Below are 26,828 nucleotides of genomic sequence, written 5' to 3'. Positions count from 1 at the left end.
CGCTACGACAGCGCGGGAGCGTCGTGCCTCCCCTCGCGGGCGCACTGCTCCCGCAGCCACTCGGCAAACACCTGCGCGGCAGGCGACCGCGGCGTATCGGGCAGCGACAGCAGCATGTAGCGCGCACGAGCAGGCACCCTGGTCCATTCCACATAAGGTGGCGCACCGTCCCAAGGCGAGGCATCGTTCAGGATGCGGCGGCCATCTGACCGCTGCAGCAGTTCGTCGGGCGGATGCCTGGCGAAGAAGTCCGGGCTGCCGACCGGCAGCAGCCATTCGTCCATCAGTGCCACCGTGTCGAACCCCGGGTAGGCTGCCACGTCGTAGCGGATCGCCAGGTGGGTACGCTCGCGGCGCATGGCCTCGGCCTCCAGGTGGTGGAACTCGGCCTTCACGCGCAGCTGGATGCCCGGATGGACCTGGTTGAAAGCACCCAGCCGCGGCACCAGCCACATCAACGCACCTTCCACCGCTTGCATCTGGCGTCTCCAGCAAGCGCCCGTTTCGCATGCAATCACATGAAGGCCGTGCGCATGCTCGGCCGCGTGCAGCGAAACGCACACGGCATCGCCAGGCGGTCCCCGGCCCGGCAACCGAAAGTGTGCCGCCGCCCGGCGCGGGCGTTCACGCCGACTCGCCGGATCTCTCGTCCGCCAGGGTTGCCACTTCCCAGTCGACCCCTTCAATGGCACGCAGGGTGTCGATCAGGCCTTGCTTCAACGCTTCGATGCGCTCACCCGCCAACCTGCCCTGCACGACCACCCGCACCCCGAGCCCATCGCTTTCGTCGAAGCGCACCACGGCGCCGTCGATGCGCGTTTCGTGGATGCCGAACGCGTCCTCGTCCACGGCCAGTGCTTCGGCATCCGGCCAGGGCTGGTAGAGCCGCTCCAGCAAGGCGGGGTCAGGCACGAAGCCCAGGCCCTCGGTCAGCCGGGCCCGTTCTTCGTTCACCTCCTTCTCCCAGTTGACGGACTGGTACCAGGCCAACTGACGCAGATTCCACAGGTGGTTGCGCTGCCGGTCGGCGCGCGTGAACCAGAACTGGGGCCACTCGCGCAGCGTGCGGCGCTGCCATCGCCACGTCGACACGTCGAGCGCCCACTCGTCGGTGCTGGCCCGCATGGGCTCGTCGGCCCCGGTGTAGACCTCGCCGCCCTGAATCACGACCTGCCCGGTGTCGGGCTCGTACCTCGCGGTGTGGCGCGAGATCCAGCCCGGCCCTTCGCCCTGTGTGCGCAGGCGGCGCACCTCGAACGTCGACAGGTCGAGCTCCAGCACCGGGGTGTCGCCGGGGCGCCGGTCGTCCAAATAGCCCAGGTTGCCGATCAGGACGAGCCGGTCGCCCACCAGCGTGGCCGAGTGGAAGTCGGTGGGCGGGAAGTCCTCACGCGGGTAGCCCAGGATGGTGAGGTTGCCATCCGGGTGCTCGACGATCACGTCGTTGTAGATGTAGAAGTCGGGGTCGTAGTAGTCCTCGTGCTCGCCCGCGACATACACGGTGCGGCCATCGGGCAGCACCGTACGGCTGGTGCCGAAGCGATGGAAGCACCACATCGGCCCGGCGGTGAACGAGCTGGGGCCCTTGAACCGCTCATTGGCGGTGTAGGCGTACAGCCGAGACCGCACCAGCCACGCCCACAAGGGGTTGCTGAAGTCGGTGGGGTGCCGCGTGCCGTAGCGCGGGGCGCGCCAGGCCAGGAATTCCTCGCGCGAAATGTCGGGCGCGGGCAGGTCGAAGTCGGGGTCGTCGTACGGGTTCATGCGTCGGCATCGCGCGGTGCGCGGGTGGGGTCACGGAACCACGCGGGTCGATGGATGGCGGCAGCGGCCTCGCCCTCCGGCTGACGGGACCGCGGCGCCCACCGGTCGGACGCCTCGCGCTGCAGCAACGCGCAGACATGGCCGCCCAGGTCGAGGCCCAGCGAAGTCGCCCTCTTCTTCATAGTAGGCCGAGACGTAGGCGTAGTAGCTTTCGTCGTCGTCGAACACGATGAGGATGCTTTTCTCGTCTTCCGGGAAGACGCACAGTTCGCGCAGCGTGGCAGCCACGCGTCGGCGAGCCTTGCCGATGAACCGGGCCGTCGCGTTGACCACGCTCCGCTCGAGCCCACCATTCATGGGTGGGAGTGTAGGGCGCTGTTGCTCCGTCCTCCACCCTGGTGGATGTGAATGTGGGCATGACGGGTGCACGCATTGCGCCGATCCAGACGCGGAGATCGCGCCGACCACACCCAAATGGATCATCTATGTTGTTGATTTGAAAGAAGTTTCAAAGTAAATTGCAGAAATGCTGATCAACTTTGAAACCATCACCTTGCCTGAAGGCGCCATGCGTCAGTACATCGACGCCCGGCAGGCGTTCACGGCTCTGGAGCAATTGCGCCCACGACAGAACGAGTTTCGCGGCGGCATGGTGTGGCGCACGTCCAAGGGACACCAGTATCTGGTACGTACGAGCCCTGGCGGGGCGCAGAAAGGCCTGGGCCGGCGCAGCCCGGAAACCGAAGCCATCTACGACAAGTTCGTCGGCGGCAAACAACGGGTTGCCGAAATAGCGTCCGGTCTGCGCGACGCAATCAAGCGCCATGAACGGGTCAACCGCGCCTTGTATGTCGGCCGCACACCCCGGATCATTGTCGAATTGTTGGCCGCGGTGGAAGCATCGGGGTTGTCGAGCCAGTTCATCGTCATCGGCACCAACGCGCTCTATGCGTACGAAACGGCCGCGGGCGTGCGTCTCGACCAGACCATCCTCGCCACACAAGACCTCGACCTGCTGTGGGACAACCGCAAGACCCTGAGCCTGGCGGTGCAGGAAGGGCCGCTGGCCGAAGGCATGCTGGGGCTGTTGCGCAAGGTGGACCCGACGTTCGAGCTGCGTCGAGACCAGCTGTACACCGCCGTCAACAGCAAGGGCTACGAGATCGACATCCTGCGCAGGCTCGGGCCCGGAAGCGACGAGCAGCCGCGCCAGTTGAAACCGGGCGCCGACGACTTCTGGGCGGTACAGGCGCGCAACTCCGACTGGCTGCTCAGTGCGCCGAAGTTCAGTGAGGTGATCGTCTCGGAAACAGGCGGCATGGCCCGCATGCACACGGTCGACCCGCGGGCCTTCGCGTTGTTCAAGCTATGGATGGCGCAAGACAAGGAACGCGAGGCGCGCAAGCGCCAGCGGGACGGCATGCAAGCGCGCGCGGTCATCGAGCTGATCGAAGAACGGCTGCCGCAGCTGCGCTTTGAGGACATCCACATGTTCCCGGCCGAGGTGCGCAAACAGGCCGAAGCCGTGACGCAGGACATCGCACGCGAAATGCCGGCCGGCCGGCGCACGCGCACACGCTGATCCGGCCGCGGGCTACCCGCCACCCCGGCGCGTATGCAGGTCGAAATAGCGCATGAACGCGTCACGCTCAGCCGGCGCCACGCCCTCGAAGCAAAAGCTCACGTGCAGCCGCGGAATGCGCACCAGCGCCATCACCCGGGGCGTCAGCACCTGCCACTGCAAGGCGAGCCGCCCCGGCCCCAGCGTCACCTGCGCACGGCCGGTCTCCACTTGCAGCGGTGCACCTCTCACCGCGCCGGGCAGCCATCGCAGCCACTCGGCTTCGGTGCAGCCCATCTCACGCTCGAAAGTGGGCGGGCAGGTGCCCTCGTCCGCCTTGCTCATCCACCGGCTATGGGCGGCCAGATCGCCAGCACGTCGCCTTCCTGCAGCCGGTGCCCGGCGCGCTGCTCGGGCGCGATGTAATGGCCGTTCACCAGCACCAGGTGCACCAGCTGGCGCGGCAGGTTGAAGGGCTCGGTCACCTGCTCGATGGTGGCGCCTTCGGGCACTTCCAGGTCGACCACGTTGCCGATGCGCGAGTGCGCGGGCAGGTAGTCGGTCAACGTGGCGTAGAGCTTGAACGTGATCTTCATGTCCATGGGTCAGGCCACCTTGGCGGCGGACCACCGGTCTTGCGCCTGCGCGCGGGCCAGGTAGGCCTCCATCAGGCGGGTCGGGTCGTGCAGCAGCCGGTCTTTCCAGTCGCCCAGGGGCACGCGGCCCTCCACCAGCCCGCGCATCACGCCCACGTGGTCGGTCCAGCCGATGCTGTTGCAGCCCACCAGCCGGTCGCCGTCGAACTGCAGGCTCAGATGGCGGAAGGCGTTTTCGTCGGTCAGCTCCGCGTGCTGGCCGCCGGGCACGCCCTGCCAGTCGCCGAAGCTGGCGGAAATGAGCCCCAGCGTGTCGAGCACGTTGATCTGGGTCACGCCTTTCAGCACCGCGGGCCGGCCGGCCATGTTCACCGCCGCCACGTAGGCCTGGTCGGCGGCGTTGGGCTGGATGGCGCTGACGATGGTCTTGCCGCTGACCAGGTCGTAGGCCTCGGCACAGTCGCCGGCCGCGTAGATGCCCGGCACGTTGGTCTGCATGTGCTCGTCGGTCAGCACGCCTTGCAGGCACTGCACGCCCGAGTTCTCGAGGAAGCCGATGCTCGGCTTCACGCCGGTGGCGCTGATGACGAGGTCGAAGCTTTCGTGCAGGCCGTTGGACAGGCGCACCGACAGCGGCGTGCCGCTTTCGATGGCTTCCACGCGGGTGCCGGTCAGCACGCGCACGCCCTTGTGCTCGCACCAGCGCTTGATCATGCCGCCGGCGGTGGGGCCCATCATGCGCGGCACCATGCGGTCGCCCATTTCCACCACGGTCAGTTGCACGCCGCGCGCGGCGAGCGCCTCCAGGATGATGCAGCCGATGAAGCCGGCCCCCATCTGCAGCACGCGCGCGCCGGGCGTGGCCAGGCGCTGGATGGCACGGGCGTCTTCGAGCGTCCAGCAGGGGTGCACCTGGGCCAGGTCCATGCCACGGATGGGCGGGCGCACCGGCCGGGAGCCGGTGGCGACCAGCAGCGTGTCGAAGTGGATCGCGGTGTTGTCGTCGAGCACCACGGCCCGCGCGGGCACGTCGACGCGCTTGGCGCGCTGGCGGCGCACGTCGAGGCGCAGGTTGTCGTAGTGCGCCGGGTGCTTGCGCAAATAGGTGCCGCGCTCGTCGATGCGGCCCACCAGCAGGTAGGGGATGGCCATGCGCGAATACGGCGGCTCGGGCTCGTCGCCGATCACGACGATGGCATCGTCGGGCGCGTGCTTGCGCAGCGTCTCGGCGGCGATCACGCCGGCCGGGCCGGCACCCAGGATCACATGTCTCTTCATTGCTGGTCTCCACCGCGCGCTTCAACAACGCGCGGGCACACCGAGGCGCTATCGCCCGAGTGACGCCGCGGATCCGGCTTTGCCGGTCCGCTGGTGTCGCCCCCTGGAGGGGGCGCGCGAAGCGCGTAGGGGGTGGGCCATCACAGCCCGAGGCGGGTGCGGGTCTCGGGCTTGAGCTGGCCGTTGGCGTCCCAGCCGCGCGCTTCGTAGTACTTGGGCAGCATCTCGCCCAGCTTGCTGGTCAGCCCCTTGGCCGGGCCGCTCTTGGCGCCTTCGGTCAACAGGCGCTTGGGCAGCATGTCGTCCTGGGCGGTGAAGCCGGCCTGGTTGTTGAAGTCGCGCTCCATGTTCCAGATGCGTTCACCGATGGTGTTCAGGTTGTCCATCGTGAACTCGGCGCCGCAGGCCGCGGCCACCTGCGGCTGCACGTCGGACAGCGTCCACGCGAAGCTGGTGAAGATGCAGATGCCGGCCGAGTCGAACACGGCGGTGGCGTCCTGGAAGGCCTTCACCAGCTCGGGCTTGCCGTCGGCGGTGAGCGGGTCGGTCTTGACCGGGATGCCCAGCACTTCGGATGCGACGGTGTAGCCGCGCAAATGGCATGCACCGCGGTTGCTGGTGGCATAGGCCAGGCCCATGCCCTGGATGCCGCGCGCGTCGTAGGCCGGGAACTCCTGGCCCTTCACGCTCATCGTCAGGTCGGGGTGGCCGTACTTGGCGGTCAGGCGCTTCGAGCCCTGCCCGATCTCCTTGCCGAAGCCTTCGCCGCGGGCGGTGATCTCCGCAAAGTAGGCCAGCGCCCGAGCCGAGCCGAATGGTGCCTCGATGCCGAGCTGCTCCTTCGTCAGCACGCCCATCTCGTACAGCTCCATCACGGCGCCCACGGTGGCGCCGAACGAGATCGGGTCCATGCCCTCTTCATTGCACAGCAGGTTGGCGTATTGCAGCACTTCCAGGTCGTTGACGCCGTTGGCGGCGCCCAGCGCCCAGGCGGCTTCGTATTCCAAGCCGCCCGAGGCTCCCCAGTACTGCGGCTTGTTCTCGACGCTGAAGTGCTTTTCGTCGATCTTGCTGATGCGCCCGCAGGCGATGGTGCAGCCGAAGCAGGCCTGGTTGGTCACCAGGTGGGGCTTGCCGTCGGTCTTGCGCGGCACGGCCATGGCTTCGGCCGAGATGTCCTTGGCGCCTTCGAACTGGCTGTCGCGGTGGTTGCGCGTCGGCAGCGCGCCCACTTCGTTGATGACGTTCATCAGCACCTGTGTGCCATAGGCCGGCAGGCCCTGGCCGGTGACGGCGTTGTCGGCCAGCACCTTCTTCTTCTCGAAGGTGACCTTCATGAATTCCTTCGGGTCGGCGATGTTGCCCACGCCCTGGGTGCCGCGCACGGCGATGGCCTTGAGGTTCTTGGCACCCATCACCGCGCCCACGCCCGAGCGGCCGGCCGCTCGGTGCAGGTCGTTCACCACGGCGGCGAACAGCACCTGCTGCTCGCCCGCCTTGCCGATGCACGACACGCGCACCAGCGGGTCCTGCAACTCCTTCTTCAGCGTGCCTTCGGTCTCCCACACCGACTTGCCCCACAGGTGCGCGGCGTCGCGCAGTTCCACCTTGTCGTCCTCGATGTACAGGAACACCGGCCGGGGCGACGCGCCCTCGAAGATGACCATGTCCCAGCCGGCCATCTTGAGTTCGGCGCCCCAATACCCGCCGGAGTTGGAGCACGCGATGGCACCGGTCAGCGGGCCCTTGGTCACCACCGTGTAGCGCCCGCCGGTGGACGCCATGGTGCCGGTCAGCGGCCCGGTCGACCAGATGATCTTGTTCTCGGTGGACAGCGGGTCGACCTTCGGGTCGATCTCGCTGGTGAGGTATTTGGTGGCCAGGCCGCGCGAGCCGAGGTAGGCGCGGGCCCATTCCATGTTCAACGGTTCGCTTTTCACCTCGCCGGTGGTGAGGTTCACGCGCAGGATCTTGCCGGCCCAGGACATGGTGCTTCTCCTTGAAGTGCGGTCGCGTCAGGCGGCGGGGTTGGCGGCATGGTTGCCCAGCTTGCCGGCCCAGGCGCGCATGCGGTCCAGCCCGGTCCAGTTGGCGTCCACATACGTGATGGCGGTGGTGGGGCAGGCTTCGACGCAGGCGGGCGCGCCGCCGCACAGGTCGCATTTCTGCACCTTGCCGGTCTCCTGCACGTAGTTCACGGTGCCGAACGGGCAGGCGATGGTGCACACCTTGCAGCCCACGCAGGTGCTGTCGTTGACCACCTTGGCGCCCGTCAAGGCATTGATGGTGATGGCCTCCACCGGGCAGGCGTGCAGGCACCAGGCTTCGTCGCACTGGGTGCAGGTGTAGGGCACCTTGCGGCCGGTGTCATGGAAGTCGAACACTTTGATGCGCGACTTGGCGGTGGCGTAGACACCGTAGTTCTCGTAGCTGCAGGCCATTTCGCACTGCAGGCAGCCGGTGCACTTCTCGGGGTTGATGTGCAGAACCTTTTGCATGGCTGGCCTTTCGGTTGGCTGGTGTGGGGTTCGTGCGTGGCCGGGCAGGACAAGGCCTGCGCGGCGGGCTATGAAATGTTGTTCCTAGGTGCGCGGCCGGGAAACTTAGGCGTAACCCCTAATAAAACGGCCTTGAAAGCGCCGGTTGCGCCAAGCTGGAACACTGTGCGCCAGAACGGCCCAGGGAATGTCCGAGTGGCAGGCTGCATTACTGGCAACACCGGAGCGTCAAAGCGGTGCCCAGGGCGCATCATCGGCGTCCAAGAGCCGCCCCACGCGAGGCGGCCACGCCGGAGACCCCCCGATGGCCCACCCCACGCCCTTGCAGGCTGCCGCCCTGCCGGCCCACACGCCGGCGCACGCGCAGTCCATCTCGCAGTCGCATGCACGTTGCCAGGCCATGGGCGTCGAAGAAAACCGCCTGCCCGACCTGAGCCCGGTCTCGCCCGGCGCCTTGCGAGACATGCGCGAGCGCAACCGGCGCTTGTTCGAGCACGCGGCGCCGGTGATGGAACTGCTGTTCGAGCAGATCGTCTCCACCCGCAGCCTGGTCGTGCTGACCGACACGCACGGCACCATCCTGCACAGCGTGGGCGACGACGGCTTCATGGAACGGGCGCAGCAGATCGCGCTGGCGCCGGGGGTCAACTGGTCGGAAGCGACCAAGGGCACCAACGCCGTGGGCACCGCGCTGTTCGACGAGGCCGCCACACTCGTGCACGGCAGCGAGCACTTCGTGCGCGCCAACCGTTTCCTGACCTGCTCGGCCTCGCCGATCTTCGACCACGCCGGCAAGGTGCTGGGCGTGCTGGACGTGTCAGGCGACCAGCGCTCTTATCACCCGCATACGCTGGCGATGGTGACGATGTCGGCACGCATGATCGAAAACCAGTGGTTCGCCGACAGGTTCCGCCACGGGCTGCGGCTGCACTTCCACCACCGCGTGGAATACCTCGGCACGATGCGCGAAGGCATGGTGGCGCTGTCGCCGGAAGGGCAGATCCTGGGTGCGAATCGCAGTGCGCTCGACCAGTTGCGCATGAGCCCGGCGGCGCTGCGCATGCGCGGGCTGGAGCCGGTGTTCGGCGTGTCGCTGGCCCACATCGTCGACCACTGCCGCCGGCACCACGACACCCCACTGCACCTGCCACCGGCCAATGCCGATGCGGCGGGGCCACCGTTGTATGCGCGGGCCTATTTCAACTGGCCGACACTGTGGCCGGCCACGGCGCCGGCCCCCTCGCCGCTGTCAGGCCCTCCCGCCCGGCCCGAAGCCGCGCCGACCGCACGGCTGGAAGACGTGGAACTGGCGACCATCCGCCGGGCGCTCGACGCGGCGAACGGCAATGTCTCCAAAGCGGCCCGTCAGCTCGGCATCGGACGCAACACGCTGTACCGCAAGCTGCGTAACAGCACGCAGGCGCCATAGCACCGGCCGGTCGGCGCTCCAGACCCGGCCACCGGGAATGGGATTTGCTGAGCTGTTGGCACACTGGGCAGGAAGGACGTGCCGGCAGACCGATGACTCAGCATGCGAGCCGTTCACAGGGCCATCGAGGCCGAAACGCCGCCAGCCTCGGCCGCTTGACCGAACGCAACGTCGAAGCGATCGTCGCGCTCGACCAGGCGGCCCGCGCCGGCACCAGCTTTTCGCAGCGCCTGGCGCGCCGCATTGCCACGTTCTGCGGCTCCATGCCTTTCATTTGGCTGCACGCGTTCGCCTTCGCGGCTTGGATCACGCTGAACGTCTGGCCAGGCGCCGATCATCCGGACCCCTACCCGTTCATCTTCCTCACGCTGATGGTGTCGCTCGAGGCCATCTTTCTGTCGACCCTCGTCCTGATCAGCCAGAACGACGATGCACGTGTGGCAGAGCGGCGCAACGCGCTGGACCTGCAGATCAACCTGCTGAGCGAACAGGAAAAACACCAAGATGCTGCAGCTGCTGGCGGCCATCGCACGCAAGCTCGACATCCCCGTCGACGATGACGGCGCGCTGTCGGTGCTGGAGCAGGCCACCCGCCCCGAGAAGCCGGCCGAGCAGATCGACCGGGCCGCCGCGCGCGGGCTCACGTCCGGCCATTCGCGCTCGTAAGCCCTCGCTTTGCACCGCTCAGCGCTCGTCGTTCGCGTTGGGAAAGAACAGCTGCTCGCCGTTGATCTTGTAGTCGGCAATCGTGGCCTGCCCCTTCGGCGAAACGACCCAGTCGGCGAAGGCCTGGGCCAGGTCGCGCTTGACGTGCGGGTGCTTCGCCGGGTTCACGACGATCACGCCGTACTGATTGAACAGGCGCTTGTCGCCTTCGACCAGCACCGCCAGCTGGCCGCGGTTCTTGAACGACAGCCAGGTGCCGCGGTCGGTCAGCACGTAGGCGTCGGTCGACGAAGCGATGTTGAGCGCGGGGCCCATGCCGCAGCCGCACTCCTTGTAGCCGGGCGCCCTGCCCGCCGGCGTGTCGATGCCGGCGGCCTTCCAGTAGCGCAGCTCGGCCGCGTGGGTGCCGCTCTTGTCGCCGCGCGAGACGAAGGCCGCGCTGCCGGCGGCCAGCCTGCCGAGCGCCGCCACGACGTCCCGGCCTCGGACGCCGGCCGGGTCGGACCGCGGGCCGACGATGACGAAGTCGTTGTACATGACCGGCCGGCGCATCAGGCCGTGGCCGTCGCCGACGAACTTCTCCTCGGCCACCCTGTCGTGCACGAACACCACGTCGGCATCGCCGCGGCGGCCCATGTCGAGGGCCTGGCCGGTGCCGAGCGCCACCACGCGGACCTCGATGCCGGTCGCCTGCCTGAAGGCCGGCAACAGATGGCCGAACAGACCCGACTGTTCGGTCGAGGTGGTCGAGGCCATCACGATGTGGCGCTCCTGCGCGCGGACTGCCACGCTCGACGCAGCGAGGACCATGCCGCAGCAGGCCAGCAGCGCCCGGCGGCGCAGGGACGGGGTCAACGCCATGGAAGTTCTCCTCGGAGAAAGAGTTCGGCTTCGCGCGGGAGCTCGCCGTGAAAGAAGCGCCCGGTGTCCACGTCGCACAGCAGGCGGCCTTGTTCGAGATAGATCACGCGGCCCGCCAGGCGCTTGACCTGGCCCAGGTTGTGCGAGCTCATCACCAGGGTCATGCCGGCGTGGGTGAACTCCTCGACCAGCGCCTCGACCTCGCGCTTGGCCGTAGGGTCGAGGCTGGCGGTGGGCTCGTCGAGCAGCAGCACGTCGGGCTGCAGTGCCCAGGCGCGCGCGAGCGCGAGGCGTTGCTGCTGGCCGCCGGACAGCACCCGCCCCGAGCGCCGCGCTTCGCCGTCCAGGCCCACGCGCCGCAGCGCCGCCTCGGCGCGTTCGCGCCGCTCGGCTCGCGCCACGCCGGCGAAGAACAGCGCCAGTTCGACGTTCGCACGCGCCGACAACCGCAGCATGAACGGCCGCTGGAACACCATGGCCAGCTGCAGGCCGGGCGCGACATCGCGGCTGCCCTCGGCCAGCGGCACCAGCCCGTGCAGCGCGCGCAGCAGCGTGCTCTTGCCGCTGCCGTTGGCGCCGACCAGCGCGATACGCTCGCCCGCTTGCACACGCACGTCGGCGCCGCACAGCGCGAGCTTGCGCCCGAAACGCACGCTTGCGCCGCGCAGTTCGATGCAGGGACCGGGTGCCGCCACCGAGTCGGCCCGGTTCGATGCGGCCGCGGGCTTGGAAGCCGGCGCCACGGCATGCGATTCAGCGTGTTTCATGCGTAGGCCTCGTCGGTGCGCGCCCGCCAGCCGCGCAGCACGGCGATCAGCACGTTGAGCACCAGCACGATGGACAGCAGCACCACGCCCAGCGCCAACGCGAGCGGCAGATCACCCTTGCTCGTCTCCAGCGCGATGGCCGTGGTCATCACACGCGTGACGCCATCGATGTTGCCGCCGACGATCATCACCGCGCCCACCTCGGACACCGCCCGGCCGAAGGCCGCGAGCGCGAGCGTCAGCAGCGCCATGCGCTCGTCCCACAGCAGGGTCAGCGCGCAACCGAGGCGCCCCGCGCCGAGCGAGCGCAGCTGTTCGCCGTGGTCGCGCATCGCGTCCTCGATGGCTTGGCGCGACAGCGCGGTGACGATGGGCAGCACCAGCACCGTCTGCGCGATCACCATGGCCGACGGTGTGAACAGGATGCCGAGCGTGCCGAGCGGCCCCGCACGCGACAGCAGCAGATAAATCACCAGCCCGACGACGACGGACGGCAGCGCGAGCAGCGTGTTCAGTACCACCAGCAGCGCGCGCCGGCCGGGAAAGCTGCTGACTGCAATCCAGGCGCCCAGCAGCAGCCCGGCCGATGCACCGATGAGGGTGGCCATGGCGCTGACGCTGAGCGACAGCCCGGCGATCTGCAGCAATTGCGGATCGAGCGTGACGAGCAGGCGCAAGGTGCTGCCGAAGGCTTCGAGGAAGGAATTCATGCGACCCTCAACCGCCGGAAATGCCGGGCGGCCGCGGCTATCCTAGGCGGGCCTTCGTCAACAGGCGATATGAACACGCATGCATAGGATCCAGCTCACCTACTCGCTCGGCCCCGAGAACGCGGCCGCGGGCGACCTGCAGCACCCGCTGCTGCACTTGCTGGAGGCCATCCATCGCAGCGGCTCCATCTCTGCCGCAGCGCGCGAGGTGCACTTGTCGTACCGCCACGTCTGGGGCGAGTTGAAGCGCTGGGAGCAGGAGCTCGGGCAACCGCTGGTGCTGTGGGCCAAGGGCCAGCGCGCGCAGCTCGCACCGTTCGGCGAAAAGCTGCTGTGGGCCGAGCGCCGCGCCCGGGCGCGCCTGGCGCCGCAGGTCGAGGCCCTGCGCAGCGAGCTGGAGCGCGCCTTCGCGGTGGCCTTCGACGCCGACGCCGGCGTGCTGACGGTCTATGCCAGCCATGACGCCGCGTTGCCGAAGCTGCGCGAGATGGCGGCGTCGCAGCACAACCTGCACCTCGACATCCAGTTCACCGGCAGCGTCGATGCCCTGGCGGCCTTGAACGAGGGGCGCTGCCTGATGGCGGGTTTTCATGCGCTGGTCGAGTCGCCGCTGCGCTCGCCGACCGCCCGGGTGTACCGGCCGATGTTCAAGCCCGGCATGCACAAGCTGATCGGTTTTGCCGAGCGCGCGCAGGGCCTGATCGTCGCCGCCGGCAATCCGCTGGGGCTGCAGACGCTGGCCGATCTGGCGCGGCCCGGCCTGCGCTTCGCGAACCGGCCACGCGGCACCGGCACGCGCGTGGTGCTCGAGCAGTTGCTGGCGAGCCAGCGGCTGGTGCCGTCGGCCCTCGCCACCTGGGAGCGCGCCGAGCCTTCGCACGAGGCCGCGGCCGAAGCGGTGGCGAGCGGCAGCGCGGACGCGTCCTTCGGCATCGAGCCGGCCGCGCGGCGGCGCGGGCTGGAGTTCATCGAGCTGGCGCGCGAGCAGTACTTCCTGGCCACGCTGCGCTCGCACCTGGAGCAACCCGAAGTGCTGAAGCTGCGCGCGCTGCTGCGCAGCCAGGCGTGGCAGCAGGTGCTGGCCGCCCTGCCCGGCTATGCACCGGCCCGCAGCGGCGAGGTGCTGTCGCTGCGGCAGGTGCTGCCGTGGTGGAGCTGGCGCAAGCCCAAGGGTTGAGCGCGCGTCAGGCGGCGCCGGCTTCAGGCAGTTTGGCGATCACCTTGATCTCGAACTGGAAGCCGTAGAGCCAGGTCACGCCGATGCCCGTCAGCGTCGGGTGCGGTGCTTCGCCCCAGTATTCGCCCACCACTTTCCAGATCGGTTCGAACTGCGATGCGGGGTCGACGATAAAGACCGTCACGTCGACCACGTCCTTGAAGCTGCAGCCCGCGGCCACCAGGATGGCGTTCAGGTTGTCGAACGCCAGCCGGACCTGCGCCTCCAGCTCGGGCTCCGGCGACCCGTCGGGCCGGCTGCCGACCTGCCCCGAAACGAACAGGAACCCGTTGGAACGGATGGCCGGCGAGTAGCGGTTCTTTTCGTACAAGGCCTGGCGCCCGGCCGGAAAAACGACATCACGTGCAGACATGCATCACCTCTTGCTTGGTATGGATGGATGGGATGACGGCACTCTAGAGGCGGGCTTCGTGCGGATAAACAAGCAGGACGCACAATCACTGTTTGCAGATTCCAAACAATCCTCGAAGCGCCAGGAGCCGACATGGACCGTTTCGATGCGCTGCGGGCCTTCGTCCGCGTGGTGGAGGCGGGCAGCTTCACCAAGGCGGCGCAGACGCTGCACATGAACAAGACCAGCGTGACGCAACTGGTGCAGCAGCTGGAGGCGCGGCTGCGCGTCCAACTGCTGCACCGGACCACTCGCCGGGTGCGGATCACCGCGGACGGTGCCGCCTACTACGAACGCGTGGTGCGCCTGCTGGCCGATCTGGAGGACGCCGACACCAGTTTGTCCAGTGCTTCCGTCTCACCCAGGGGCCGGCTGCGGGTGGACGTGCCGAGCCCGTTCGCACGCATGATCCTGGTGCCCGCCTTGCCGGCCTTTCACGCGCGCTACCCCGAGATCCAGCTCGACATGGGCGTCAGCGACCGCATGGTGGACCTGATCGGCGACAACGTGGACTGCGTGCTGCGCGGCGGCGAGCTGACGGACTCGTCCTTGGTGGCCCGCCGCGTGGGCGAGCTGCAACTCGGCGTCTACGCGGCCCCCGGCTACCTGCAACGCGCCGGCACGCCTGTGCATCCGCGCGAGCTGGAAGACACGCACCATCGCATCGTCGGCTACCTGCGCGCACGCAGCGGCAAGGTGGCGCCCGCCCCCATGTGGCGCAATGGCGAGCACCTCGACGTGCAGGGGCGCTACGTGGTGGCGATGGATGACGGCAACGCCTACCTGGCTGCCGGTCTGGCGGGCATGGGCGTCCTCTGGTTGCCGCACTACATGGCCGCGGCGCACGTGGCACGCGGCGAACTGGTGCCGCTGTTCGGCGACTGGCATCTGGAGCCGATGCCGATGTACGTGGCGTTCCCGCCGAACCGGCACGTCAGCGCCAAGCTGCGGGTGTTCGTCGACTGGGTGGTCGAACTGATGGTGCAGCACGCGCCGATCGCGGCCCGGCCCGATGTCGGTGCGGCCAGCCCAGGGCCTCAGAGCGCGCAGGACCGGAAACCGCTGAAGACGTCGTCGCGCTCGGGCCGATAGAAATTGCGGTACTTCACGTGCTTCATGCGCGGGCGGGTCGCGAACGAGCCGCCGCGCAGCACGCGATGCGTGCCGAACCACGGCTGCGAATAGTCGGCATACGGGTCGGCCTGGAATCCGGCGTAGGGCTCGAAGCGGCTGGCCGTCCATTCCCACACCTCGCCCCAGCGAAAGCCCCGGCTGCCGGCGATGCCGGCGGCCACTTCCCACTCGGCCTCGCTGGGCAGCCGGCGGCCGGCCCAGCGGCACCAGGCCTGGGCCTCGTGCCAGTTCACGTGCATCACCGGCGTGTTGAGCGCCGCGCGCACCAGCGCGTCGCCGCGCTGCACCAGCAGGCCGTGGCGCACCTGCTCGACGTGGCGCGGCGCACGCCGGCCGCTGGCCTGCAGCCAGGCCCAGCCCTCGGCCGACCACCACAAGGCTTCGTCGTAGCCGCCGTCCTCGATGAACTCGATGTACTGCGCCCAGGTGACCGGCTGCGCGTCGATCTCGAACTCGGGCACGCGCTGCTCGTGCGCCCATTTCTCGTTGTCGAACACGAAACCGTTGCCGGGCCGGCTGCCGAGCTGCCAGCGGGTGGCCGGCACACCGACGGCCGGGCGTTGCGCGACCGGAATGGGCCACGGCAGCTCGGGCATCGGCAGCCCCAGCGTCTGCGCCATGTAGGCGAAGGCTTCGGCATGCATGTCCTCGTGGAACAGCGCGAGGCGGAAGAAGTACAGGCCGTCGTCGGTTTCCGGGGCATGCGCCAGCATGTCGAGCGTCGATTCGAGCGTCTCGACGAGATAGGCGAGCGTGCTGTCGGGCTCGGGCAGTTCGAGGTGCCAGCGCTCGTCGTGCGACACGTTGGACGAGTCGTACAGCCGGTCGGCGGACGGTTCGATGGAGCCGAGCCGAGGGCGGGTGCGGTCGGCGGCCGGGCCGAGATGGCGCTCGACGTTGCGGCCGATCCAGTACTCCTGGAACCAGCCGACGTGACCGAGTTCCCACAGCGGCGGGTTGAGCTCGGCCATCAGCGGCACCTGCAAGGATTGCTGGTACATGCTGAAGCGATGCAACGTACAGTTGCGGCTGTCGATCAGGGCCAGCGACAGGAGGTCGCGGCCGCTGCGACGCATGTCTGGCGTATCGATGTCCACCTCTGCTGCACCTTCAGTCGTGATCGTGAGCCCGTCGCTGGCGCAGGCCAACAACGGCAACTGGCGTACAGCCTACCGCTGGTCGCGCTTTCTGGGCGGTCATTGTCGCACCCGCATCGTGACCGAATGGACAGGCGAGCCGTGCGATCTGCTGATCGCGCTGCATGCGCGCCGCTCGGCGGCGTCGCTGGCCCGGCACGCCGCCGAGACACCCGATGCGCCGCGCGTGCTGGTGCTCACGGGCACCGACCTCTACCGCGACCTGCCGTTCGACGAGAGCGCCCGGCGCTCGATCCAGCTCGCGAGCCGGCTGGTGGTGCTGCAGGAGGCCGCCGTCGGGCAGCTTCCCGAAGACCGGCGTCCGCACTGCGTCGTGATCTACCAGTCCGCGCCGCGCCTCGCCCCTGCCCCGACGCCCCGGCAGCGGCTGCGCGTGGTGCAGGTCGGGCACCTGCGCGACGAGAAGGACCCGCTCACTTTCATGCTGGCCGCGCAGCGGCTGGGCGACCGCAGCGACATTCGCTTCGAGCAGATCGGCGAGGCGCTCGACGAGATGCAACGCATCGCGGCACAGGCCTGCGCACAAACGCAGCCGAACTACCGCTGGCTGGGCGGAATGGCCCACCACCTCGTACGCCAGCGCATGCGCCGCGCCCAGGTGCTGGTCAACAGCTCGCGCATGGAAGGCGGCGCCCAGGTGATCGTGGAGGCGGTGCAGTGCGGCACCGCGGTGCTGGCCTCGCGCGTCGACGGCAACGTCGGCATGCTGGGCGCAGGCTACGACGGCTACTTCGAGCTGGGCGACGACGTGGCGCTGGCGCGGCTGATCGAGCGCTGCCGCGACGAGCCGACCTTCCTGGCGCACTTGCGCGGGCAGGGGCAGCAGCGCAGCTCGCTGTTCGAGCCCGACGAGGAACGGCGCCACGTCCTACACTTGGTGCACTCGCTTCTCTCTCCCTTCTCACGATGACTGCCTCCTCCCCCGTTGCCGCCCCCCGCCTCACGTCCTTGTCCCACGGCGGCGGCTGCGGCTGCAAGATCGCTCCCGGCGTGCTGTCGGAGATCCTCAAGGGCACGGCCGGCCTGCCGGTGCCGCCCGCGCTGCTGGTGGGCATCGAGACCGCCGACGATGCGGCCGTCTACCAGCTCAACGACGAACAGGCGCTGATCGCGACGACCGATTTCTTCATGCCCATCGTCGACGACCCGTACGACTTCGGGCGCATTGCCGCCACCAACGCGATCTCCGACGTCTATGCGATGGGCGGCCGGCCGATCATGGCGCTGGCGCTGGTCGGCATGCCGATCAACGTGCTGCCGCTGGACGTGATCGGCCGCATCCTGAAGGGCGGCGAAAGTGTGTGCGGCGAGGCCGGCATCCCGATCGCCGGCGGGCACACCATCGACTCGGTCGAGCCGATCTACGGCCTGGTGGTGATGGGGCTGGTGCACCCCTCGAAGGTGAAACGCAACGCCGATGCCAAACCCGGCGACGTGCTGGTGCTGGGCAAGCCGCTGGGCGTGGGTGTGCTGTCGGCCGCGCTGAAGAAGGAGCGCCTGGGTGACGAGGGCTATCGCCAGATGATCGCCAGCACGACGAAGCTCAACACGCCGGGGCCGGAACTGGCCGAGTTGCCCGGCGTGCATGCGCTGACGGACGTGACGGGCTTCGGTCTCGCGGGCCATGGGCTGGAACTTGCGCGGGGCGCCAAGGCGACGGTGCAGATCGATTGGGCGAGCGTGCCGCTGCTGCCCGGCGTGCGTGAGCTGGCATCGCAGGGTCTGGTCACCGGTGCTTCTGGGCGCAACTGGACGAGCTATGGCGAGCAGGTGCAGTTGCCCGAAGGATTTGCCATGGCCGAACAGGCCCTGTTGACCGATCCGCAGACGAGTGGCGGCCTGCTGGTGTCGTGCGCGCCGGAAGCCGCAGAGCGCGTGCTGCAAGTGTTCCGCCAGCGGGGGTTCGACATGGCGGCGGTCATCGGCTCGGTGGGCGAAGGGCCGGCGCGCCTGGTCGTGCGTTGACGTCCGCGGCCTGGGTGCCTCCGGCGGTGCAGCCGCCGATCGAGTTCACGACCGGGCGGCTGCGCCTGCGACGCTGGCAAGACGAGGACCGCGCTGCGTTTGCCGCCCTGAATGCCGACCCGCACGTGATGGCGTTCTTTCCGTCCACGTTGAGTCGCGAGCAAAGCGATGCTGTCGTGGACCGTCTGCAGGCGCACTTCGCGCGGCACGGCTGGGGCTTCTGGGCCGCCGAGTTGAAGGCGACGGCCCAGTTCATCGGATTCGTCGGGCTGAACGTGCCGGCGGCGCAGCTTCCTTGCTCGCCGTGCGTTGAAATCGGCTGGCGGCTTGCTCGGGCTCACTGGGGCCAGGGGTATGCCACCGAGGCCGCGCGTGCGGCGTTGCGCGTGGGCTTCGACCGATTGGCACTGGACGAGATCGTGTCCTTCACCGCGCTGGCCAACCTGCGCTCGCAGGCGGTGATGGAGCGGCTGGGAATGCGACGCGATGCGCAGACCTTCGAACACCCCGCCGTCCCCGCAGGGCATGCGCTGCGCGAGCATTGCCTGTACCGGCTCCGCCGCGGCTGGCGGCCGGCTCAGCAATAGCTCGGCACGGCGGTCTCCACGAGTTGCCGCATCGCCTCGCGCACCGTCGGGTCCGGGTCGTCCATCAGGGCATCCGCGGCCGACCGCCAGGTCGGGTCGCCGACCATGCGCAGGCACACCACCTTGGTCGAGGGTGACAGGTCTTCGGGCAGCTCGTTCATGTAGCGCAGCGCGTCGAGGTTCTGGCCGCGGCTCATCATGATGAAGGCCGGAATGACTTTGGTCAGCTCGGGAAGCGGCCCCAGGTATTGCAGCCGGTGCCAGTCGGCTTCGGCATCGTCAGCACGGCACTCGGCGCAGGCCTTGAAGATGGACTGGACCAGTTCCCGGGCTTCGGGTGATTCGATGTGGTTCATGCGGGGCCTCAGGTGAAGGCGGTTGCGCACCGGAGCGGCCGGCCGCGGTCGCCGCCGGCCGTGCCCGTCCACGCAGGCGTGTTCAAGCCTGCTGCGGCTTGGGCTGCTGCGGCGGGTTCAGGAGGCTGGAGATGATGGGCTGTGCGCCCGTCTGGAGGATTTGCCCCGCAGGGCTGTTGGCTGCGCCAAGCACGGTGCGGCCGACAGCGCCGAGCGCCGGGAGAACGGCGGGAAGAGCCATCGCGATTCCTTTCTATGCAATGAACTGCTGCGAGAGACGTCTCGCAGTCAGGTCACTGTGCTGAGGAAGGGTGATGACGAAGGGAGGCGGCGCGAAGGCGCTGGGGTCCACGCGAAGCGGGCCGCGCTCATTCTCGCTCGATCATCGCGAATGCCGAGTGGTTGTGCCGAGGGGGTACCGTCCAGCCATCGTCGGCGCAATGCGCCGGCGGCCTGGCGGCCGCGCTCATTCGCGCTCGATGATCGCGAATGCCGAGTGGTTGTGACAGTCGGCTGTAGCACGATCAGGGCCGACTGCCCAGCCACGGCCCGCGCATTCGCGCCGTGCGCATCCCTTCAGGCTGCGCTCATTCGCGCTCGATGATCGCGAATGCCGAGTGGTTGTGCCGGGGGGTACCGTCCAGCCATCGTCGGCGCAATGCGCCGGCGGCCTGGCGGCCGCGCTCATTCGCGCTCGATGATCGCGAATGCCGAGTGGTTGTGAATAGACTCGAAGTTTTCGACTTCGACGCGATAGCGCCCGATGCGCGGCTCGGCGTTCAGCCGCAGCGCCACGTCACGCACCAGATCTTCGACGAACTTCGGGTTCTGGTAGGCACGCTCGGTGATCCACTTCTCGTCGGTGCGCTTGAGCAGCGGCCAGATCTCGCTGGACGCGCTCTCTTCGGCGAAACGCACCAGTTCGTGCCAATCGAGGTTGCCGAGCAGCTCGGCGCGGATGGTCACGTGCGAGCGCTGGTTGTGGGCGCCGAACTCGGAGATCTCCTTCGAGCACGGGCACAGCGACTTGACCGGCACCACCACCTCCGCCCACACCGTGGTCTGGCCGGCCCGGGTCTCGGCCACCCACTTGCCCTGGTAGTCGAGCAGGCTCTGCACGCCGGACACCGGCGCCGTCTTCAGGATGAAGAACGAGAAGCGGGCCTCGATGCGGCCTTCGTTCGCGTTCAGCAGCTTGAGCATGCCGGCGAGGTCGTCGCGCAGGCCGGTGGCCTCGATCGGCTGGGCGTGGTGCTCGTTGAGCCAAGCCACGAAGCGCGACATGTGCGTGCCCTTCTGGTCGGCCGGCAGCGCCACGTCGAGGTTCCACACGGCGACGCTGGGTTGCACCTGGCCGCCGATGCGCAGCTGGATGGGGTAGCGCACGTCCTTGACACCCACGCGCTGGATCGCGAGGCGGCGCTCGTCGCGCGTGCTCTGCACGTCGGGCATGGCCTCGGACGAGGGCATCAGGTTCTTCAGGCTGGTCATGTCGTTCATCGTTGTCCTCAGCGACGGGCCGTGTCAATCGCCCGCGCGACAGTCTGAGGCCTTGGGACTTTCCCTAGGGCTTACAGGGGGATGGCGGCCCTCTCACTGGTTGGCCGCCGGCCGCACCAGCTCGAGCTTGCCGCCGAAGCGCTGCAGCACCGAGCGCTCGATGCCCGCGGCATCCAGGCCCTGCAGAGCCAGCAGCTTGGCCGGGTCGCCATGCTCGATGAATTCGTCCTTCAGGCCCAGCATCAGCACCGGCGTGGTCAGGCCGGCGGCATGCAGGGCCTCGGCGACCGCGCTGCCGGCGCCGCCCATCAGGCAGCCCTCTTCAATGGTCACGAGCGCATCGTGCGTACGGGCCAGCTGCTCGACCAGCGCGGTGTCGAGCGGCTTCACGAAACGCATGTTGGCCACCGTGGCATCCAGCTTCTCGGCGGCCTGCAGCGCGGGATACAGCAGCGTGCCGAAGGCCAGGAAGGCGATGCGCTGGCCGGTGCGGCGCACCTCGCCCTTGCCGAACGGCAAGGCGGCCATCTGCTGCTGCACTTCGACGCCGGCACCGGCGCCGCGGGGGTAGCGCACGGCGGTGGGGTGGTTCTGCTGGAACGCCGTGTACAGCAGCTGCCGGCATTCGTTCTCGTCGGCCGGCGTCAGCACGCCCAGGTTCGGGATGCAGCGCAGGTAGGCGATGTCGAAGGCGCCCATGTGCGTGGCGCCGTCGGCGCCGACGATGCCGGCGCGATCAAGCGCGAAAACCACCGGCAGGTTCTGGATCGCGACGTCGTGGATCAGTTGGTCGTAGGCGCGCTGCAGGAAGGTCGAGTAGATCGCGACCACCGGCTTCAGCCCTTCGCAGGCCATGCCGGCGGCGAAGGTGACGGCATGCTGCTCGGCGATGCCGACGTCGTGGTAGCGCTTCGGGAACCGCTTCTCGAACTCGACCATGCCCGAGCCTTCACGCATGGCGGGCGTGATGCCGACCAGGCGCTCGTCCTGCTCGGCCATGTCGCACAGCCACTGCCCGAACACCTGCGTGAACGTGGGCTTGCCGCCGGCCGCGGCCTTCTTCAACCCCTCCGCGGGATTGAACTTGCCCGGGCCGTGGTAGGCGATGGGGTCGGCCTCGGCCAGCTTGTAGCCGTAGCCCTTCTTCGTGACGATGTGCAGGAACTGCGGCCCCTTCAGGTTGCGCAGGTTCTCGAGCGTGGGGATCAGCGAGTCGAGGTCGTGGCCGTCGATCGGCCCGACGTAGTTGAAGCCGAATTCCTCGAAGATGGTCGCCGGGACGATCATGCCCTTGGCGTGCTCCTCGAAGCGGCGTGCCAGCTCGAACAGCGGCGGCGCGGCCTTCAGCACCTGCTTGGCGCCTTCGCGCGCGACGGCATAGAAACGCCCGGACATCAGGCGTGCGAAATACTTGTTCAGCGCCCCCACCGGCGGCGAGATCGACATGTCGTTGTCGTTCAGCACCACCAGCACGTCGGCCGAGCCCACGGCATGCGGGTCGCCGGCGTTGTTGAGCGCCTCGAAGGCCATGCCGGCGGTCATGGCGCCGTCGCCGATGATGGCGACCGCCTTGCGCTCTTCGCCCTTCTGCTTGGCGGCCAGCGCCATGCCGAGCGCGGCCGAGATCGACGTCGACGAATGCGCGGTGCCGAAGGTGTCGTACTCGCTCTCGTCGCGGCGCGGAAAGCCGCTCATGCCGCCGAGCTGGCGCAGCGAGGGCATGCGCTCGCGCCGGCCGGTGAGCACCTTGTGGGGGTAGGTCTGGTGGCCGACGTCCCACACCAGGCGATCGCACGGCGTCTCGAACACGTAGTGCAGCGCGATCGTCAGCTCCACGGTGCCGAGGTTGGACGACAGGTGCCCGCCGGTCTGCGAGACGCTCTGCAGCACGAAGTCGCGCAGCTCGTCGGCCAGGCGCTTCAGCTCGGTACGTGGCAGGCGGCGCAGGTCGGCGGGCGACTGGATGGTTTCGAGGAGGGGATACTTCATCAGCTTTGCCGATCCACGACTTTGTCTGCGAGCACGGCCAGCAGGCCGGCATCGCGAAGGCCGGCCCTCGCCAGCGCCTCGTGCGCCTGCTCGCGCAGTTGTGCCGCATAGCGACGCGCGGCGTCGAGCCCGAGCACCGACACGTACGTGGGCTTGCCGTTGTCGGCATCCTTACCGGCGGTCTTGCCCAGGGTTTCGGAGGCCTGCGTCACGTCCAGGATGTCGTCGACCACCTGGAAGGCCAGCCCGACGCTCCAGCCGTAGTCCGACAACGCGTCCCAGGCGGTGGCGTCGACAGGGCCGCACGCCGCACCCATCTGCACGCTGGCGCGCAGCAGCGCGCCGGTCTTGCGGCGATGCATGTCGCGCAGTTCGGTTTCGTCGAGCGAACGCCCGACGCTGGCCAGGTCGATCGCCTGGCCGCCGGCCATGCCTTCGTGCCCGGACGCCCGTGCGAGAAGGCGACACAAGATGGCCTGCAGCGCGGGCGGGACCGTCGCCTCGTCGGGCGTCAGCACGTCGAAGGCCAGCGCCTGCATCGCGTCGCCGGTCAGCATCGCGGTGGCCTCGCCGAACTTGACGTGCACGGTCGGCTTGCCGCGGCGCAGCACGTCGTCGTCCATGCAGGGCATGTCGTCGTGGACCAGCGAATAGGCGTGGATCAGCTCCACCGCGCAGGCGGCACGCAGCGCGGCGTCGGCATGGCCGCCGACGGACTCGGCCGCCGCCAGCACCAGCAGCGGGCGCAGGCGCTTGCCGCCGTCGAGCACGCCGTAGCGCATGGCCTCGCCCAGCCCGGCCGGCGCGTCGGCCGGCACCCATTGCGACAGCGCCGCCTCGACCCGTTCGAGCCGTACCTGCGCCCAGCGGTCGAAGCCGGCTGCGACGGGCGAGAGGGCGGCCACCAGGCCGCTCGAAGAAAGGCTCATGCTTGCATCCAGGGTTTCAGCTGGCCGTCTTCCAGCACCTTGACCTGCTGCTCCACGGCCTCGAGCCGGCCGCGGCAGTAGGTGAGCAACTGTGCGCCACGCTGGTAGCTCTGCAGCAGGCGGTCGAGCGGCAACTGGCCCGACTCGAGTTCGGACACCAGCCGCTCGAGTTCGGCCAGTGCGTCTTCATAGCTCGCCGGCTCGGTACCTGTCGGGGGGGGCGGGGTCTTCGGCATGACGTGCAGGTGAAACCACCCATTGTAGTCAGGGGCACCCGCACCAGCGCGGTGCATTCTGGAGCGTCAGGTCGAATTCGCCGGTGTGATGGCCGGTCGCCACCCCCTGCTTCTCCGTGCCGTTTAAAATGTCCGGTTCCCTTCGCAAATCATCGCGGCCTCGCATTCGACAGGAGGTTCCGGCCTTGCCGCGCCTGAAGTGCCTCGACCCGGGGAGATGGGCCCACCGTGGGGGTGGTTGGACATTGGTTTTTGGAGATCCTGGGGATCATGTCAGACCTAAGCATTGCCCTTGAGCAAAGCCACACGCAACTGCCGGTATCGGCATATTTCGACGGCGATCTGTTTCGCCGCGAGATGGAGCTCATCTTCCATGGCGGTCCCCGGTATCTCGGGCACGAACTCGCCGTGCCCGAGGTCGGGGATTACTACGCCCTGCCCCAGGAAGGCGAAGGCCGGGCGCTGGTGCGCACGCCCAACGGCGTCGAGCTGATCTCCAACGTCTGCCGCCACCGGCAGGCGGTGATGCTGCGCGGGCGCGGCAACACGAAGCGCAACATCGTGTGCCCGCTGCACCGCTGGACCTACGGCCTCGACGGGCAATTGCTCGGCGCGCCGCACTTCGCACAGGACCCGTGTCTGAACCTCAACAACTACAAGGTGCAGAGCTGGAACGGGCTGGTGTTCGAGGACAACGGCCGCGACATCGCCACCGACCTGGCTAAGCTGGGCCCGGCAGCGGAACTCGACTTCAGCGGTTATGTGCTGGACAAGGTGGAACTGCACGAGTGCGACTACAACTGGAAGACCTTCATCGAGGTTTACCTGGAGGACTACCACGTCGGCCCCTTCCACCCCGGCCTGGGCAACTTCGTCGCCTGCGACGACTTGCGCTGGGAGTTCGGGCGCGAGTATTCGGTGCAGACCGTCGGTGTGGCCAACGCGCTCGGCAAGCCGGGTTCGGACACCTATCGCAACTGGCATGACGCGGTGCTGCGCTTCAACGGCGGCGTGCCGCCGAAGCATGGGGCGATCTGGCTGACCTACTACCCGAACATCATGGTCGAGTGGTATCCGCACGTGCTGGTGGTCTCGACGCTGTATCCGAAGGGCCCGCAGAAGACGCTCAACGTGGTGGAGTTCTTCTACCCCGAAGAGATCGCCGCCTTCGAGCGCGAGTTCGTCGAAGCCGAGCAGGCCGCCTACATGGAGACCTGCGTCGAGGACGACGAGATCGCGCTGCGCATGGACGGGGGCCGCAAGGCGCTGTTCGAGCGCGGCGACAACGAGGTGGGCCCGTACCAGAGCCCGATGGAAGACGGCATGCAGCACTTCCACGAGTGGTACCGGCAGATGCTGCAATACAGGGGCTGACAGCCCTGCCCGAGACGCCCGGCCCGGCCGGGCGTTTTTCATTCTGCGCAGCGCACGGGGGTGGTCTTATCATCCTCGTCGTGTCGCCCCGACTCGCCTTAGCCTCCTCGTGAACGCCGCGCCCGCTGAACTGCAGCGCCGGTCCCTCAGCCGCACGCTGCCTGCAGCCGTGCTGCTGCTCACCATCGTGCCGCTCGTGATCGCAGGGCTGCTGTCGCTGACCGAGAACTCGCAGCGGCTGAAACGCGAACAGGAACGCCGCACCCGCCAGACGGCCGAGCTGATCGCCGGGCGGGTCCGGCAACTGATGCTGAGCGGCGAACAACTGGCGCGGATGGTCGCCGCGACGCCGGCTACCGTCGAAGTGCTGGCCGGCACCCTGCCGTCCGATGACAGCCTGCGCGCCGAGTTGCGCAGCCTGGTGCGCAGCCATCCCGAGATCGACCGTGTGCAGGTGCTCGACAGACACGGCCGCGCGCTCGTGAGATTTCCCGAACTCAGCACCCGCACGCCGGCCATCGGCTCGCTGCCCGCCACCACCACCTGGGTGGCTCGTCGCGCGCCGGACGGCGGCGCCGACGTGGTGCAGCCGGCGCGCGATGTCAACGGCGGCACGTCGCGCCTGCTGGGCTGGGTCGTCGTCGGACTGCCGCGAGAGGCCATCGCAACCACGATCGCCCTGCCGGCCGACGCCTCCGAAGAAGTACGCGCGCTGCTGCGCGACGACACGCAGGCGCTGGTTGCGTCGGTGGCGCGCTCGCCCGACGTCGGCGCCGCCGTGCCGATCGCGAACCGCAACGGCACGGCCGCCGACGCAGTGGTGGCCGAGGCTCCGGCGCACGCCGGCTGGAGCGTGCGGGTGATCGAGTCGCTGGACGCCTACCGCGCGCTGGTGCGCGAAGCACTGCTGAACTACAGCCTGATCGTGCTCACCGTTTCGTGCCTTGCGGCCGGCATCGCGTGGCGCTTCGCACGCGGGCTGGCGCACGACGTGCGCCACGTCGCACGGTCGGCACGGGCCATCCTGCGCGGCCACTACCTCAACGCGCACGTCGAGCTCGACCGCGACGACGAGCTCGGCCTGCTCGCGCGGTCGTTCAACCACATGAGCTGGGAGCTGGAAAAGCGCGAGCGCGAGCGCGACGTGTTCGGCCGGCTGGTGTCGCCGGAAGTGCGCGACCAATTGCTGCAGGGCGAGCTCATGCTCGGTGGCCACGAGGTCGAGGTGACCGTGCTGCTGAGCGACATCCGCGGCTTCTCGCAGTTGTGCGAAGCGATGAAGCCGCGCGACATCGTGCTGACGCTCAACGAATACTTCACCCGCATGACCGAAGCGGTCCAGCGCTACGGCGGGTACGTCAACAACTTCATGGGAGATGCGATGGTGGTGGTGTTCGGCGCCCCGACGCCCGACGAGCACCGGGTCGAGCGCGCGCTGTATGCAGCGGTCGAGATGCAGCGTGCGCTGGGAGAGTTCAATTGCGAGCGAGCGGCGTATGGTGCGCCGGCGTTGGTCGCCGGCATCGGTCTGGCGAGCGGCACCGCACTGGCCGGCCAGATCGGCTCGCCCGAGCGCTGCATTTACACGGTGATCGGCGATACGGTGAACATCGCGGCAAGGCTCGAAAGCCTGAGCAAGGAGCACCCGGAAGTCGCGCTGCTCGTCAATCGCCAGACCCGCGACCTGCTGCCCGAGGCCCTGGGCACGCTGCTGGCACCGCTCGGGGCACGGCAGGTCAAGGGCCGCGACAGCACGGTCGAGGTGTTCGCGCTGCCGCGCGATGCCGAGCTGCCGCCGCCACCCGCCCACCTGATGCGCATCGAGGAGGATGTGCTGTGAGCC

Annotated in this window: 29 protein-coding genes; 11 read left to right on the top strand and 18 right to left on the bottom strand. The window is 68.5% G+C overall.

The annotated features are described in order from the left end of the window. Positions 1–2: 2 nt before the first annotated feature. The 3 genes from M8A51_RS08445 to M8A51_RS08435 all read right to left on the bottom strand — a co-directional run bounded on the left by M8A51_RS08445 (position 3) and on the right by M8A51_RS08435 (position 2,097). Positions 3–479, bottom strand: a complete 477-nt coding sequence (locus tag M8A51_RS08445) for a LysR substrate-binding domain-containing protein (protein WP_251777765.1) — start codon at positions 477–479, stop codon at positions 3–5. Between the two features lie 145 nt (positions 480–624). Next, positions 625–1,764 carry a hypothetical protein gene (locus M8A51_RS08440; RefSeq protein ID WP_251777764.1) on the bottom strand — a complete coding sequence of 380 codons (1,140 nt, stop codon included), beginning with the start codon at positions 1,762–1,764 and terminating at the stop codon, positions 625–627. A 30-nt stretch (positions 1,765–1,794) separates the two neighbouring features. Continuing rightward, positions 1,795–2,097: a hypothetical protein gene (locus tag M8A51_RS08435; protein ID WP_251777763.1), complete on the bottom strand. Its 303-nt coding sequence runs from the start codon at positions 2,095–2,097 to the stop codon at positions 1,795–1,797. Positions 2,098–2,290: 193 nt separating this feature from the next. Here M8A51_RS08435 and M8A51_RS08430 point away from each other — a divergent pair, with 193 nt between their 5' ends. Further along, positions 2,291–3,346: a GSU2403 family nucleotidyltransferase fold protein gene (locus M8A51_RS08430; RefSeq protein WP_251777762.1), complete on the top strand. Its 1,056-nt coding sequence runs from the start codon at positions 2,291–2,293 to the stop codon at positions 3,344–3,346. A 12-nt stretch (positions 3,347–3,358) separates the two neighbouring features. Here the strand turns inward: M8A51_RS08430 and M8A51_RS08425 are convergent, their stop codons facing one another. From M8A51_RS08425 to M8A51_RS08405, 5 genes are all read right to left on the bottom strand, one after another. After that, positions 3,359–3,670, bottom strand: a complete 312-nt coding sequence (locus M8A51_RS08425) for a hypothetical protein (protein WP_251777761.1) — start codon at positions 3,668–3,670, stop codon at positions 3,359–3,361. Further along, a complete protein-coding gene (gene thiS, locus M8A51_RS08420) occupies positions 3,667–3,921 on the bottom strand; it encodes a sulfur carrier protein ThiS (protein ID WP_251777974.1) in 255 nt (84 codons plus the stop codon). The genes M8A51_RS08425 and thiS overlap by 4 nt, the downstream gene beginning before the upstream one ends. Positions 3,922–3,930: 9 nt before the next feature. After that, positions 3,931–5,199 carry an NAD(P)/FAD-dependent oxidoreductase gene (locus tag M8A51_RS08415; protein ID WP_251777760.1) on the bottom strand — a complete coding sequence of 423 codons (1,269 nt, stop codon included), beginning with the start codon at positions 5,197–5,199 and terminating at the stop codon, positions 3,931–3,933. Positions 5,200–5,339: 140 nt separating this feature from the next. Beyond that, a complete protein-coding gene (locus M8A51_RS08410) occupies positions 5,340–7,187 on the bottom strand; it encodes an aldehyde ferredoxin oxidoreductase family protein (RefSeq protein ID WP_251777759.1) in 1,848 nt (615 codons plus the stop codon). A gap of 27 nt (positions 7,188–7,214) precedes the next feature. Beyond that, positions 7,215–7,697, bottom strand: coding sequence for a 4Fe-4S dicluster domain-containing protein (locus tag M8A51_RS08405; protein ID WP_251777758.1), 483 nt, complete (start codon positions 7,695–7,697; stop codon positions 7,215–7,217). Between the two features lie 304 nt (positions 7,698–8,001). On the opposite strand from M8A51_RS08405, the gene M8A51_RS08400 reads away from it, so the two are divergent. From M8A51_RS08400 to M8A51_RS08390, 3 genes are all read left to right on the top strand, one after another. Next, positions 8,002–9,126: a sigma-54-dependent Fis family transcriptional regulator gene (locus tag M8A51_RS08400; protein ID WP_251777757.1), complete on the top strand. Its 1,125-nt coding sequence runs from the start codon at positions 8,002–8,004 to the stop codon at positions 9,124–9,126. A 92-nt stretch (positions 9,127–9,218) separates the two neighbouring features. Beyond that, on the top strand, positions 9,219–9,686 hold the full coding sequence (locus tag M8A51_RS26485) for a DUF1003 domain-containing protein (protein WP_368408531.1): 468 nt from the start codon (positions 9,219–9,221) through the stop codon (positions 9,684–9,686). Next, positions 9,631–9,792: a hypothetical protein gene (locus M8A51_RS08390; RefSeq protein WP_251777756.1), complete on the top strand. Its 162-nt coding sequence runs from the start codon at positions 9,631–9,633 to the stop codon at positions 9,790–9,792. The genes M8A51_RS26485 and M8A51_RS08390 overlap by 56 nt, the downstream gene beginning before the upstream one ends. An 18-nt stretch (positions 9,793–9,810) precedes the next feature. Here the strand turns inward: M8A51_RS08390 and M8A51_RS08385 are convergent, their stop codons facing one another. The 3 genes from M8A51_RS08385 to M8A51_RS08375 are packed head-to-tail and all read right to left on the bottom strand — an operon-like array spanning position 9,811 to position 12,130. Then, on the bottom strand, positions 9,811–10,653 hold the full coding sequence (locus M8A51_RS08385) for a substrate-binding domain-containing protein (protein WP_251777755.1): 843 nt from the start codon (positions 10,651–10,653) through the stop codon (positions 9,811–9,813). Then, complete coding sequence (locus M8A51_RS08380) at positions 10,644–11,420, bottom strand: ATP-binding cassette domain-containing protein (protein ID WP_251777754.1); 777 nt, start codon at positions 11,418–11,420, stop codon at positions 10,644–10,646. The genes M8A51_RS08385 and M8A51_RS08380 overlap by 10 nt, the downstream gene beginning before the upstream one ends. After that, positions 11,417–12,130: an ABC transporter permease gene (locus M8A51_RS08375; RefSeq protein WP_251777753.1), complete on the bottom strand. Its 714-nt coding sequence runs from the start codon at positions 12,128–12,130 to the stop codon at positions 11,417–11,419. Before M8A51_RS08375 ends, M8A51_RS08380 begins: the two co-directional genes overlap by 4 nt. A 79-nt stretch (positions 12,131–12,209) precedes the next feature. Here M8A51_RS08375 and M8A51_RS08370 point away from each other — a divergent pair, with 79 nt between their 5' ends. Further along, entirely contained in the window at positions 12,210–13,307 is a 1,098-nt protein-coding gene (locus tag M8A51_RS08370) for a substrate-binding domain-containing protein (protein ID WP_251777752.1), read from the top strand. Between the two features lie 7 nt (positions 13,308–13,314). Here the strand turns inward: M8A51_RS08370 and M8A51_RS08365 are convergent, their stop codons facing one another. Then, a complete protein-coding gene (locus tag M8A51_RS08365; RefSeq protein WP_251777751.1) occupies positions 13,315–13,719 on the bottom strand; it encodes a RidA family protein in 405 nt (134 codons plus the stop codon). Between the two features lie 132 nt (positions 13,720–13,851). On the opposite strand from M8A51_RS08365, the gene M8A51_RS08360 reads away from it, so the two are divergent. Next, the gene (locus tag M8A51_RS08360) at positions 13,852–14,850 is read left to right on the top strand and encodes a LysR family transcriptional regulator (protein WP_251777750.1); all 999 of its coding nucleotides are present in this window, start codon (positions 13,852–13,854) and stop codon (positions 14,848–14,850) included. Here M8A51_RS08360 and senA read toward each other — a convergent pair. After that, positions 14,796–15,989, bottom strand: coding sequence for a selenoneine synthase SenA (gene senA / locus M8A51_RS08355; RefSeq protein ID WP_368408530.1), 1,194 nt, complete (start codon positions 15,987–15,989; stop codon positions 14,796–14,798). The genes M8A51_RS08360 and senA overlap by 55 nt on opposite strands. Here senA and senB point away from each other — a divergent pair. The 3 genes from senB to M8A51_RS08340 are packed head-to-tail and all read left to right on the top strand — an operon-like array spanning position 15,982 to position 18,601. Then, the gene (gene senB, locus M8A51_RS08350; protein WP_251777749.1) at positions 15,982–16,959 is read left to right on the top strand and encodes a selenoneine biosynthesis selenosugar synthase SenB; all 978 of its coding nucleotides are present in this window, start codon (positions 15,982–15,984) and stop codon (positions 16,957–16,959) included. The genes senA and senB overlap by 8 nt on opposite strands. After that, entirely contained in the window at positions 16,956–18,014 is a 1,059-nt protein-coding gene (gene selD / locus M8A51_RS08345) for a selenide, water dikinase SelD (protein WP_251777748.1), read from the top strand. Before senB ends, selD begins: the two co-directional genes overlap by 4 nt. Then, positions 18,011–18,601: a GNAT family N-acetyltransferase gene (locus tag M8A51_RS08340; protein WP_251777747.1), complete on the top strand. Its 591-nt coding sequence runs from the start codon at positions 18,011–18,013 to the stop codon at positions 18,599–18,601. The genes selD and M8A51_RS08340 overlap by 4 nt, the downstream gene beginning before the upstream one ends. On the opposite strand, the gene M8A51_RS08335 is transcribed toward M8A51_RS08340, so the two are convergent. From M8A51_RS08335 to xseB, 5 genes are all read right to left on the bottom strand, one after another. Further along, positions 18,592–18,957 carry an HrpB1 family type III secretion system apparatus protein gene (locus M8A51_RS08335; protein ID WP_251777746.1) on the bottom strand — a complete coding sequence of 122 codons (366 nt, stop codon included), beginning with the start codon at positions 18,955–18,957 and terminating at the stop codon, positions 18,592–18,594. The genes M8A51_RS08340 and M8A51_RS08335 overlap by 10 nt on opposite strands. Positions 18,958–19,641: 684 nt before the next feature. Continuing rightward, a complete protein-coding gene (folE2, locus tag M8A51_RS08330; RefSeq protein ID WP_407062214.1) occupies positions 19,642–20,457 on the bottom strand; it encodes a GTP cyclohydrolase FolE2 in 816 nt (271 codons plus the stop codon). A 93-nt stretch (positions 20,458–20,550) separates the two neighbouring features. Next, positions 20,551–22,446, bottom strand: a complete 1,896-nt coding sequence (gene dxs / locus M8A51_RS08325) for a 1-deoxy-D-xylulose-5-phosphate synthase (RefSeq protein ID WP_251777745.1) — start codon at positions 22,444–22,446, stop codon at positions 20,551–20,553. Beyond that, the gene (locus tag M8A51_RS08320) at positions 22,446–23,375 is read right to left on the bottom strand and encodes a polyprenyl synthetase family protein (RefSeq protein ID WP_251777744.1); all 930 of its coding nucleotides are present in this window, start codon (positions 23,373–23,375) and stop codon (positions 22,446–22,448) included. The genes dxs and M8A51_RS08320 overlap by 1 nt, the downstream gene beginning before the upstream one ends. Continuing rightward, positions 23,372–23,611, bottom strand: coding sequence for an exodeoxyribonuclease VII small subunit (gene xseB / locus M8A51_RS08315; RefSeq protein WP_251777743.1), 240 nt, complete (start codon positions 23,609–23,611; stop codon positions 23,372–23,374). Before xseB ends, M8A51_RS08320 begins: the two co-directional genes overlap by 4 nt. 270 nt (positions 23,612–23,881) lie before the next feature. Between xseB and M8A51_RS08310 the strand changes: the two genes are divergently transcribed. After that, positions 23,882–24,985, top strand: a complete 1,104-nt coding sequence (locus tag M8A51_RS08310) for an aromatic ring-hydroxylating oxygenase subunit alpha (RefSeq protein WP_251777742.1) — start codon at positions 23,882–23,884, stop codon at positions 24,983–24,985. 109 nt (positions 24,986–25,094) lie between these two features. After that, positions 25,095–26,825, top strand: coding sequence for an adenylate/guanylate cyclase domain-containing protein (locus M8A51_RS08305; RefSeq protein ID WP_251777741.1), 1,731 nt, complete (start codon positions 25,095–25,097; stop codon positions 26,823–26,825). Positions 26,826–26,828 lie beyond the last annotated feature (3 nt).

This window comes from Caldimonas mangrovi (assembly GCF_023721835.1).
GTDB classification, from domain to species: Bacteria; Pseudomonadota; Gammaproteobacteria; order Burkholderiales; family Burkholderiaceae_C; genus Caldimonas; species Caldimonas mangrovi.
The sequence above is the reverse complement of the archived record's forward strand: the minus strand, read 5'-3'. Positions and strand labels throughout refer to the sequence as shown.

Bases quoted from the DNA above. Each gene is read 5' to 3' on its own strand.
- M8A51_RS08415 (WP_251777760.1), bottom strand. From the start codon at position 5,199: ATGAAGAGACATGTGATCCTGGGTGCCGGCCCGGCCGGCGTGATCGCC.
- M8A51_RS08320 (WP_251777744.1), bottom strand. From the start codon at position 23,375: ATGAGCCTTTCTTCGAGCGGCCTGGTGGCCGCCCTCTCGCCCGTCGCA.
- M8A51_RS08390 (WP_251777756.1), top strand. From the start codon at position 9,631: ATGCTGCAGCTGCTGGCGGCCATCGCACGCAAGCTCGACATCCCCGTC.
- M8A51_RS08405 (WP_251777758.1), bottom strand. From the start codon at position 7,697: ATGCAAAAGGTTCTGCACATCAACCCCGAGAAGTGCACCGGCTGCCTG.
- M8A51_RS08335 (WP_251777746.1), bottom strand. From the start codon at position 18,957: ATGAACCACATCGAATCACCCGAAGCCCGGGAACTGGTCCAGTCCATC.
- M8A51_RS08385 (WP_251777755.1), bottom strand. From the start codon at position 10,653: ATGGCGTTGACCCCGTCCCTGCGCCGCCGGGCGCTGCTGGCCTGCTGC.
- M8A51_RS08425 (WP_251777761.1), bottom strand. From the start codon at position 3,670: ATGAGCAAGGCGGACGAGGGCACCTGCCCGCCCACTTTCGAGCGTGAG.
- thiS (WP_251777974.1), bottom strand. From the start codon at position 3,921: ATGAAGATCACGTTCAAGCTCTACGCCACGTTGACCGACTACCTGCCC.
- senB (WP_251777749.1), top strand. From the start codon at position 15,982: ATGTCCACCTCTGCTGCACCTTCAGTCGTGATCGTGAGCCCGTCGCTG.
- M8A51_RS08430 (WP_251777762.1), top strand. From the start codon at position 2,291: ATGCTGATCAACTTTGAAACCATCACCTTGCCTGAAGGCGCCATGCGT.
- dxs (WP_251777745.1), bottom strand. From the start codon at position 22,446: ATGAAGTATCCCCTCCTCGAAACCATCCAGTCGCCCGCCGACCTGCGC.
- M8A51_RS26485 (WP_368408531.1), top strand. From the start codon at position 9,219: ATGACTCAGCATGCGAGCCGTTCACAGGGCCATCGAGGCCGAAACGCC.
- M8A51_RS08445 (WP_251777765.1), bottom strand. From the start codon at position 479: ATGCAAGCGGTGGAAGGTGCGTTGATGTGGCTGGTGCCGCGGCTGGGT.
- folE2 (WP_407062214.1), bottom strand. From the start codon at position 20,457: ATGAACGACATGACCAGCCTGAAGAACCTGATGCCCTCGTCCGAGGCC.
- M8A51_RS08360 (WP_251777750.1), top strand. From the start codon at position 13,852: ATGGACCGTTTCGATGCGCTGCGGGCCTTCGTCCGCGTGGTGGAGGCG.
- xseB (WP_251777743.1), bottom strand. From the start codon at position 23,611: ATGCCGAAGACCCCGCCCCCCCCGACAGGTACCGAGCCGGCGAGCTAT.
- M8A51_RS08370 (WP_251777752.1), top strand. From the start codon at position 12,210: ATGCATAGGATCCAGCTCACCTACTCGCTCGGCCCCGAGAACGCGGCC.
- M8A51_RS08410 (WP_251777759.1), bottom strand. From the start codon at position 7,187: ATGTCCTGGGCCGGCAAGATCCTGCGCGTGAACCTCACCACCGGCGAG.
- M8A51_RS08310 (WP_251777742.1), top strand. From the start codon at position 23,882: ATGTCAGACCTAAGCATTGCCCTTGAGCAAAGCCACACGCAACTGCCG.
- M8A51_RS08375 (WP_251777753.1), bottom strand. From the start codon at position 12,130: ATGAATTCCTTCCTCGAAGCCTTCGGCAGCACCTTGCGCCTGCTCGTC.
- M8A51_RS08440 (WP_251777764.1), bottom strand. From the start codon at position 1,764: ATGAACCCGTACGACGACCCCGACTTCGACCTGCCCGCGCCCGACATT.
- M8A51_RS08380 (WP_251777754.1), bottom strand. From the start codon at position 11,420: ATGAAACACGCTGAATCGCATGCCGTGGCGCCGGCTTCCAAGCCCGCG.
- M8A51_RS08400 (WP_251777757.1), top strand. From the start codon at position 8,002: ATGGCCCACCCCACGCCCTTGCAGGCTGCCGCCCTGCCGGCCCACACG.
- M8A51_RS08365 (WP_251777751.1), bottom strand. From the start codon at position 13,719: ATGTCTGCACGTGATGTCGTTTTTCCGGCCGGGCGCCAGGCCTTGTAC.
- selD (WP_251777748.1), top strand. From the start codon at position 16,956: ATGACTGCCTCCTCCCCCGTTGCCGCCCCCCGCCTCACGTCCTTGTCC.